General features: G+C 34.6%; 8 protein-coding genes and 4 tRNA genes. 3 read left to right on the top strand and 9 right to left on the bottom strand.

The window, feature by feature from the left end; all coding sequences use genetic code 11:
* Together ACZQCL_RS05050 and ACZQCL_RS05045 are read left to right on the top strand one after the other, a co-directional pair.
* Positions 1 to 617: AI-2E family transporter (locus tag ACZQCL_RS05050; protein WP_482482027.1), on the top strand; the 617-nt coding region annotated here is incomplete at its 5' end.
* A 67-nt stretch (positions 618 to 684) separates the two neighbouring features.
* Entirely contained in the window at positions 685 to 1,569 is an 885-nt protein-coding gene (locus ACZQCL_RS05045; protein WP_482482025.1) for a putative manganese transporter, read from the top strand.
* A 19-nt stretch (positions 1,570 to 1,588) separates the two neighbouring features.
* On the opposite strand, the gene ACZQCL_RS05040 is transcribed toward ACZQCL_RS05045, so the two are convergent.
* From ACZQCL_RS05040 to ACZQCL_RS05015, 6 genes are all read right to left on the bottom strand, one after another.
* Positions 1,589 to 1,783, bottom strand: coding sequence for a hypothetical protein (locus ACZQCL_RS05040; protein WP_329993543.1), 195 nt, complete (start codon positions 1,781 to 1,783; stop codon positions 1,589 to 1,591).
* Positions 1,784 to 1,795: 12 nt separating this feature from the next.
* A complete protein-coding gene (locus ACZQCL_RS05035; protein ID WP_227991873.1) occupies positions 1,796 to 2,017 on the bottom strand; it encodes a hypothetical protein in 222 nt (73 codons plus the stop codon).
* Between the two features lie 135 nt (positions 2,018 to 2,152).
* Positions 2,153 to 2,239 (bottom strand) — tRNA-Leu (locus tag ACZQCL_RS05030).
* Between the two features lie 7 nt (positions 2,240 to 2,246).
* A tRNA-Cys gene (locus ACZQCL_RS05025) sits at positions 2,247 to 2,320 on the bottom strand.
* A gap of 26 nt (positions 2,321 to 2,346) precedes the next feature.
* Positions 2,347 to 2,433, bottom strand: a tRNA-Leu gene (locus ACZQCL_RS05020).
* Positions 2,434 to 2,441: 8 nt separating this feature from the next.
* A tRNA-Cys gene (locus ACZQCL_RS05015) sits at positions 2,442 to 2,515 on the bottom strand.
* A gap of 167 nt (positions 2,516 to 2,682) precedes the next feature.
* Here ACZQCL_RS05015 and ACZQCL_RS05010 point away from each other — a divergent pair.
* Entirely contained in the window at positions 2,683 to 3,564 is an 882-nt protein-coding gene (locus ACZQCL_RS05010) for a YitT family protein (protein WP_118114222.1), read from the top strand.
* A gap of 75 nt (positions 3,565 to 3,639) precedes the next feature.
* On the opposite strand, the gene ACZQCL_RS05005 is transcribed toward ACZQCL_RS05010, so the two are convergent.
* The 3 genes from ACZQCL_RS05005 to ACZQCL_RS04995 form a co-directional block, all read right to left on the bottom strand.
* Complete coding sequence (locus tag ACZQCL_RS05005; protein ID WP_482482022.1) at positions 3,640 to 3,822, bottom strand: hypothetical protein; 183 nt, start codon at positions 3,820 to 3,822, stop codon at positions 3,640 to 3,642.
* Between the two features lie 752 nt (positions 3,823 to 4,574).
* The gene (locus ACZQCL_RS05000) at positions 4,575 to 5,285 is read right to left on the bottom strand and encodes a Bax inhibitor-1/YccA family protein (protein WP_482482020.1); all 711 of its coding nucleotides are present in this window, start codon (positions 5,283 to 5,285) and stop codon (positions 4,575 to 4,577) included.
* A gap of 1 nt (position 5,286) precedes the next feature.
* Positions 5,287 to 6,518: phosphoenolpyruvate carboxykinase (ATP) (locus ACZQCL_RS04995; protein WP_482482018.1), on the bottom strand; the 1,232-nt coding region annotated here is incomplete at its 5' end.

Raw genomic sequence — 6,518 nt, 5'->3', positions numbered from 1 at the left:
TTAACTTGATTTTAGCTTTCGTTTCCGCATTCTATATCTTATTGGACCGTGAAAAACTTGTTAAGGGCATAAAAAAGTTAAATTACTCATTATTTGATAAAAACTTTGCGAACTACTTAACTCTTTGGACAAATGACGCGAAGACTGTATTTGAACAATATATCGTAGGAAATATCATTGACTCATTTATTGTTGGTGTTATCTGTTACTTTGGTGCCTTAGTATTAAAACTACCTTACACAAGTATGATTGCCCTGATTATTGGTGTCACAAACGTCATTCCCGTCTTTGGACCATTCTTAGGAGCTATTCCCGTCATCATTATCTTATGTTTGATTGATCCATTCTCAGCCTTGATTTTTACCATATTTATCTTCATTCTTCAACAGTTCGATGGAAACATTATTAAACCAATTGTACTTGGAGATAAACTAGGAATGTCAGGCTTCTGGATTTTATTCTCAGTTACTATAGGTGGTGCATTATTTGGCGTTGTCGGAATGTTCTTAGGCGTTCCTATATTTGCACTTATTTATGCAGGTGTACATGATTATATTCAAGTTCGATTAAGAAATAAAAAAATCACAATCAACGATAGAGCAGGAACTATTGATTAGTTTCCTGCTTTTTACGTGCAATTTTTGAAAAAATGTGTATACTTATGTAAGTTAGGAGGAACTACCTTTGAATTTTATAGACATTATTTTAGATACAATACACGATACATGGGCTATGCTCCCCTTATTGTATATTACTTATTGTATATTAGAAGTTTTCGAAAGGAAGAATACGCAAGACGATAAGCTTTTCTTTGGACTACAAAGACTTGGACCTATTTTAGGCGCATTAGTTGGATTGATTCCCCAATGTGGGTTTAGTATTCTAGCCGCTATGTTGTTTGTCCAAAATAACATTACATTAGGAACACTAGTCAGTGTTATGATTGCGACAAGTGATGAAGCCATTCCAATCCTTATTAGTAATCCTAAGATGTATTCATCTTTACTTGGTATTTTAGGATTAAAATTAGTTATCGCAATCGTTGTTGGATTATTTACTGATCATGTACTATTTCGCAATCAAAAAATCCTCCGCTTCGAAGATATGGAAGAAGAGGATTATGACGATGAAGAATACGAGGAAGAAGAAAGTTCAGGATCAAGCTGTCCATGTTGCTATCCTGAATATCCATTATGGATCAGTGCTCTATTACGATCTTTAAAGATTTATGTATTCATCTTTATTACTAGCTTTGTATTAACATTATTAATGGAGTTGATTGGAGAAAAAACATTATCTATTATCTTGCTTCAAGATAATTTATTCCAGCCAATCATCGCCGCACTATTCGGCTTTATCCCTAACTGTGCAGCCACAGTTGTTCTAACGCAGCTTTATACAGCTGGTGAATTATCCTTTGGATCCTTACTAGCAGGACTTGTCACAAATGCAGGACTTGGTTTAATTGTGATGATTCGTTATGAAGCAAGAAAGAAAGACATTTTAAGAACCATTTCCATCCTATTTATAACTGGTGTTATCGTAGGTATTGGATTTATGTTATTATAGCCACAATTGTGGCTATTTTTTATCTTCCTGGAAAGATCCAAATTTCAAAATGTTCAGTATCATACCAAAACAAAAGAATAAGTATGGCAACAATCAACAAAACAATAGCGAAATATAGAGTACTCATCTTCTCCGCAAATTTGTCTGAGTTCAATTCTGGATGTGCTTCTAGTTCTTCCAATCGTTTCTTTGCTATTTTATCAAGCCAATTCATAGTTACCTCTTCTTAGACTAATATTGGAAAATGAAATGGAAATATATCAATTTCCGGATGATTCCATTGATACCAAAGTGCTAAAACAAGTACAGCTGCTAAGATAACAATCACATAGAATTTAATATTCTTCATTAATGTATTTCCCTTTTGCTCAAAATCATTTGAATTCAATTCTGGATGTTCATCCAATTCTTTGATTCGTTTTTTCGTTGTTCTTTCAATCCAGCTCATAATTAGTTACACCTCTCTTTTATTATATTTTAATCATTAAATTTATATACAAATATGGTAAACTTGGTCATTGTGCTGACCAAATAAGCACGAAAAAAGCTAGAAACAAATGTCTCTAGCTATCTTTCCAAAAAATGGTGGGGACGGTGGGACTTGAACCCACACGGGATTTCTCCCAACGGATTTTAAGTCCGTTGCGTCTGCCTATTCCGCCACGACCCCATGTGATTGGAGGTTCCGATCAGATTTGAACTGATGATCACAGAGTTGCAGTCTATTGCCTTACCACTTGGCTACGGAACCGTAACTTGTTGATTGTAAATAAACGATGGTGGGGACGGTGGGACTTGAACCCACACGGGATTTCTCCCAACGGATTTTAAGTCCGTTGCGTCTGCCTATTCCGCCACGACCCCATCATTTATGGAGGTTCCGATCAGATTTGAACTGATGATCACAGAGTTGCAGTCTATTGCCTTACCACTTGGCTACGGAACCATTTCGTTGACTGCCCATATATAATACCTCAACGCATAATAAAAAGCAAGAAAAAAATTAATTTTTTTTACATTTTTTTAAAAACCGTACATTTTCTGTTTTTGGTTGAACTTATTTGACAAATGCCCTATCATTAAATTGTCAGTGAACAAGAGGTATTAATTTATATGCAACACATTATTCATCAGCTTCAAAAAGAAAAGAAGCTAAGACTATTGACGTCAATCATTATGATTGTATTTAGTGCTTTTATGCAATGTTATATCATGAATGTATTTATGGCACCATGCAATTTGATTTCAGGAGGATTTACCGGACTTGCTCTATTAATCAATAAAGTCTGTGCTCTAGTAAACATTAACTTTCCTACTCAAGTTGGAATCATCGCATTAAATGTTCCTGCTGCTATACTATGCTACAAACACATTTCTCCAAGATTCACATTTTTGAGTTGTGTACAATTCTTTCTAGTATCTTTCTTTATTTCTATCTTCCATTTTGAACCCTTCTTTAAAGATCAAATCTTAAACGTTCTATTTGGAGGCTTCTTATGGGGCTTCTCCATTTCCCTATCCCTAAGAGCTGGTGGATCTACCGGAGGAACGGATTTCATTGCCCAATACGTTTCTAGTAAGATTCATAGAGGTATCTGGGACTATGTATTCTTCTATAACTGCGCTATGATTATTGTCTTTGGATACTTATGCGGATGGATTTATGCAGGATATTCCATCCTATTCCAATTCTTATCTACAAAGACAATCTCATCTTTATATCAAAGATATGCACAAATTACCGTTGAATTTACGACAAACGATCCAGACCCAATTATCGATGCCTTTATGGCCACTTGTCGCCATGGTATGAGCGTATTTGAATGTTATGGTGCATACAGTCATCGTAAGTATTACGTATGTAAAGCCGTTATTTCTACTTATGAATTAAGAGACGTTGTCGATAATGTAAGAAAGGTCGATCCTAAAGTATTGATCAATACATACAATACAGTAAACTTCTACGGAAACTTCTATCAAAAACCTTTGGAGTAGTATTACACTACTCCATTTTTATTTTTTAATTTATGTCTTCGACAGATAACAGAAGAATGTTTTAACACCAAATTACTAAACTGTGGTTTTTGTAGCACGCTTCAAAGTTGCTATCAACTTAACAATCGTTGCATGATTTTTCTTCGTATCATTATAATTGTTTACATTCAAATAAGAACCGTAATTGTGATATGATACGTATTGCATCTGCAGTTCTTTGATCGTGCCGGGGTGTTCCATCACGCCGTCTGAGTTCATGAGAATCTATCATATTTTCACACCTCCTGCGCTATTTTGATAGCATAAATCGACAAGAAAATCGTGTAAATGCACTATAGTGCAAAAACTTTTTATAATCGACTAATTGCAGCCCACAGCTATCATAGACTGAAGTGCCATTATCATTGCCATAGCGGATAGCACGGTCAAGCACCATGATTGTCGCCACGGCACCGTCGATTTCTCTTTGTACGTCTTGATGTTCCCTGCCGTGGTGATGAAAAAATATAGTGGCTACATTCGTGCGTTGCCAGAGTCTTTCGTCATGACATCAAAGAGCTTGCGGTGAGGAGTAGTCAGTTAAGACATCACTTCAATATACCAAAGTCTTTTTGATAGTTTAGCTTAAAATATTATATGAGCTTTTCTGTCTATCAACATTACATTGTATTTTATAAATTTAGTAATAAAATCAAAATAATAAGAATCCAGAATATAGAATAAAACAATCGATAGGATTTATAATCTTTGTTCTTTATACTACTGTAGATATTAAAAACTGATACTATGAAAATAGCAGGGAGTATTCCATAAGCATATACTTTAAAGTATTGCTTGAAACATACGTTCATTATAAACGCAGCACCAATTAAAATATCCATTATTACATTAAGAATTTTCATAATGTTCTTGTCTAGATATGATAAATCTATTCCTTTCTTTAGGATAATTATATCAAATTAAACAGTCAATTCTCCATCAAAAAAAAGATGTATCCATTACGAATACATCTATTTGTTGTTACGATTTCCCATGCCAATTAATTGTAGGATTCTTAAGAAGATATTCAAGAAATCCAAATACAATTGTAATGCCATGAAGATGGCAATCTTATCTTGTGCTACGACTGAACCATCCGATTGAATCAATAAACGATTCATTCTTTGTACATCCCAAACTGTGATGCCTGTAAAAATCAATAGAGTAATGATAGAAAGCAAGCGAACATCCATACTAACTCTAAATAACATCATGAAGCATTGTGTAATAATCAATACAAAAAGTCCAATCATACATAATGAGCCAAAGCTAGTAAAATCTTTTTTAGATGTTGTACCAATTACAGCTAAACTAATAAAGTAAACTACACTGACTAGAAAAGCAGTACCAATTGTAGCTACATCATATACATAGCCAATCGAAGTAAGTGAAACGCCCATACAGATGGCATAAAGCACTAACATGACTTTCATACCTGTACTTGATGTAGATCTTGCCATAGAAACACCAAAGGCAATGGACAAGATAAATGGTGCAATCACAAACAACATAAATAGAAATGGCACGGTACTCAATAAAATCAATAAAGCATTTGTAGCATATAAACCATAAGATACAATTGCCGTGATGGATAAGGCAATAGCCATCCATGCATAAGACTTCAACAAAGCACTTTTTAAAGTGCTTGTTGAATAATATTTCATTGAATCATTGTTAAACATATTAATCCTTTTTCTGGATAAATTCTAATAATTGCTGAGCAGCAATATTTAAACCTTTACGGTTTGATTTATCGAATCCTAAGTGCGTATAGATTTCACCAACAAATACTCCGTTGTCTTCTAAAGCCTGGAACATTGTGTCGATGATTGGTTCACAAAGCTCTTGTTTTTGCATAGGACCAAATGGGTTTGCGAAGTAAGTTGTTGAAATACCAACTTCTTGCGTTGTACCCAAAGCCATACGTTTACCTAACTTACAAGTATCTTTTACTTCTTGAACAGTTAATTTCTTTAGACCAAATTCATTTGTGTAGTTGTTTGCGTACGCAAATAAATCAATTTTGTGGTTGTGAACAACAACACGATATGGAGCTGCAGGCTGAATCATACGTGAGTTTGGATTTTCTGGAGCCATGAAAATTGAACGGTCCATGTCACGATATGGAGTACCTGGATCCAAGTCATCTAGACGAATGAAGGCACCAATTTCAGTTCCCTGACCATATGGAACGCCATCTTCTAAGTGAATTGTTCCCATATCATCAAATACAACTTCTACTTCACGAATCATATCTCCAGCAGCTGCCTTTAATGCTTCAATGGATTCAGATTTACCAGCACCACTATCACCCATCAACATGATACCTTTCTTAGTTCCATCCTTTAAATAGATGTTTACGAAAGCACCATGGATTGGTAACCAACCTTTTTTCATCTGTGCCAAGTTGTGTAATGTTAAACACATTTTCTTTAAATATCCAAAGTATTCGATACGAGGATTGTCACTAATACATCCTACCCAAATATCATTGGCCTCATCATAATAGAAGTTTGTTGCATCATTTCCATCGTCATTACCAAAAATAACAACAAGATCTGGTTTTTGAGCACTTTCTTCTTTTGTAGCTAATTCAAACAAGTTAGCCATACTCAATGCACTAGACATATATTTTGAGTTGAAGTATACGAAACATAATAAAGCTCCAACCTTACAAGGATAACAGAACCAGTTTGATTCTCCCTTTTTGAAATATGTCATTGGCTGTGTATCTATTTCAGTAAACATACCTGTACGTTTACTTGATTTTGGATGCAAAATCATTGGAGTTCTTAACATAACTGTATCGATCATTGGAATATCTTGTAATGCAGCATATTCATCAGCCCATACTTTATCCAAAGTATGAATAGAGAAACATGCATTTGTTCCAGCGTGAACCTGACGATACACTA

The sequence above is a fragment of the Holdemanella sp. genome, assembly GCF_056804935.1.
This window is presented reverse-complemented; position numbering and strand designations above follow the sequence as displayed.